This window comes from Collinsella aerofaciens, assembly GCF_039836695.1.
In the GTDB taxonomy this organism is placed as follows: Bacteria; Actinomycetota; Coriobacteriia; order Coriobacteriales; family Coriobacteriaceae; genus Collinsella; species Collinsella aerofaciens_BD.
Genome location: NZ_JBDPAC010000047.1, coordinates 1 through 2,160, shown reverse-complemented (window position 1 = coordinate 2,160; position 2,160 = coordinate 1). Strand labels below are relative to the sequence as shown.

The 2,160-nt window shown below is 56.3% G+C and carries 1 protein-coding gene; it reads left to right on the top strand.

The window, feature by feature from the left end; genetic code table 11:
- Positions 1–252: 252 nt before the first annotated feature.
- Positions 253–1,947, top strand: coding sequence for a phospho-sugar mutase (locus tag ABG996_RS10675; RefSeq protein ID WP_347479843.1), 1,695 nt, complete (start codon positions 253–255; stop codon positions 1,945–1,947).
- Positions 1,948–2,160 lie beyond the last annotated feature (213 nt).

Sequence of the window (2,160 nt, the reverse complement as noted above, 5' to 3'; positions counted from 1 at the left end):
TGACCGGTGGACGGCACCGAGCCGTACGCTTGAACTGAGAAGGGGGGAGGCCTCGCGGCCTCCCCCTTTTTTGCGTTAAAGGCGGCATTCACTAAGCAATTAAATCAATCCAATCATCCACCGCTGAATATAGACGTTCACCGTTCTTTGGTCGGTTCTTTGTTCTCAATGGACTAATATTTGCTTTAGCGCACTGCTGCGCTTGTCCTGTTTTACACGGGTCGTTTTATTGATTGTGACGGAAGGACTCACATGGCAGATGTTCATGAGCTGCTTGATACTTGGATTGCCAATGTCAAGGACGAGGAGCTCCTCGCTGAGCTTAACACGATGAAGGAGCAGGGTGATGAGGACGCCATCACCGACGCTTTCTTCCAGGATCTCGCCTTCGGTACTGCCGGCCTTCGCGGCACTATCGGTGCGGGCACTAACCGTATGAATATCTATACGGTCGGTCGTGCGACCCAGGGATTTGCTGACTACCTCAATGCGACCTTCGAGCATCCGACGGTCGCCATCGCTCGTGATAGCCGCAATAAAGGTGAGCTGTTCGTCAAGACGACGGCTGCCATTCTTGCAGCAAACGGCGTGACTGCCCTCGTGTATCCCAAGATTTCTCCTGTGCCGACGCTCTCCTGGGCCGTCCGCGACCTTAAGTGCTCCGGTGGCATTTGCATGACCGCTAGTCATAATCCGGCGCCTTATAACGGCTATAAGGCCTATGGCCCCGACGGCTGCCAGATTACTAGCGAGGCCGCCGATGCAATTTCTAAGGCTATCGCCGAGACCGATACGTTCACCGGCGTGAAGTCCATGGACTTCGATGAGGCTCTTGAGCAGGGTCTGGTCAAATGGATCGACGACTCGTGCCTCGAGCGTTATTACGACGCCGTTCTCGCCCGCGGCGTGACTAACCTTTCTACCGAGGAGATCGCTGGCGCTCCGCTTAAGCTCGTCTACACTCCGCTCAACGGCACCGGCCTCATTCCCGTCACGACGGTGCTCGAGCGCGCTGGCATCACCGATGTCACGGTTGTTCCCGAGCAGAAGGAGCCTAACGGCGATTTCCCGACCTGCCCGTATCCTAACCCCGAGATCCGTCAGGCCATGCAGAAGGGCATCGATCTCTGCGAGCAGGTTCACCCTGATTTGCTGCTTGCAACCGATCCCGACGCCGACCGTGTTGGCGTTGCCGTTAAGAATGGCGATGACTATCTGCTGCTGACCGGCAATGAGATGGGCGTTCTGCTGCTCGACTATATCTGCAAGACCCGTGCTGCCCGCGGTGAGGACCTTACTAAGAAGGTTGCCGTTACTACTATCGTTTCTTCTGCCATGGTTGACGCTCTGGCCGACGAGTACGGTTTTGAGCTCCGCCGCTGCCTGACGGGCTTCAAGTACATCGGCGACATCATTACTTCTCTTTCCGATGCTGGCGAGGTCGAACGCTTTATCTTCGGTTTTGAGGAGAGCTACGGCTATCTGGCCGGCGACCACGTGCGCGACAAGGACGCCGTCAGCACTTCGCTTCTGATTTGCCAGATGGCGCAGTATTATAAGCTCCAGGGCAAGAACCTTGCCGATGCGATGCACGAGTTGTACGAGAAGTATGGCTACTATCACAACAAGACGATTTCGCTAAGCTATCCGGGCGCTGAGGGTGCGGCAAAGATGGCCGGCATCATGGCTGGTCTGCGCGAGAACCCGCCCGCGGAGCTCGCCGGTTCCAAGATTGAGGCCGTCGTGGATTACAACACCTGCGTGAACGGCCTGCCGAAGGCTAACGTAATTGAGTTCGATCTTGAGGGCGGCAACAAGGGTATTGTTCGTCCTTCCGGCACCGAGCCCAAGATTAAGCTGTACATCTTCGCTAAGGGCGCGGATGCCGCCGAGGCAGATGCAGCACTTGACGCGATTGAGGAGTCCGGTCGCAAGCTGCTGGCCTAAGGCTTTGAAAGCCTATTTCTATAGATAAACAGAGGAGGGGATCTCGGAAACGAGGTCCCCTCTTTATTACTGGCAAATACAGCTGAGAATCCCAAACTGTGTAGGAAATGTGTACGACCAGATTCCCGCCCCCGGGGCCCCTCCGGTCTGGCAATATATCTCCTTGCCGCGCGGCCCGGTCGGACCGGATCAGCCGCAAAGCGTGCACCTTGA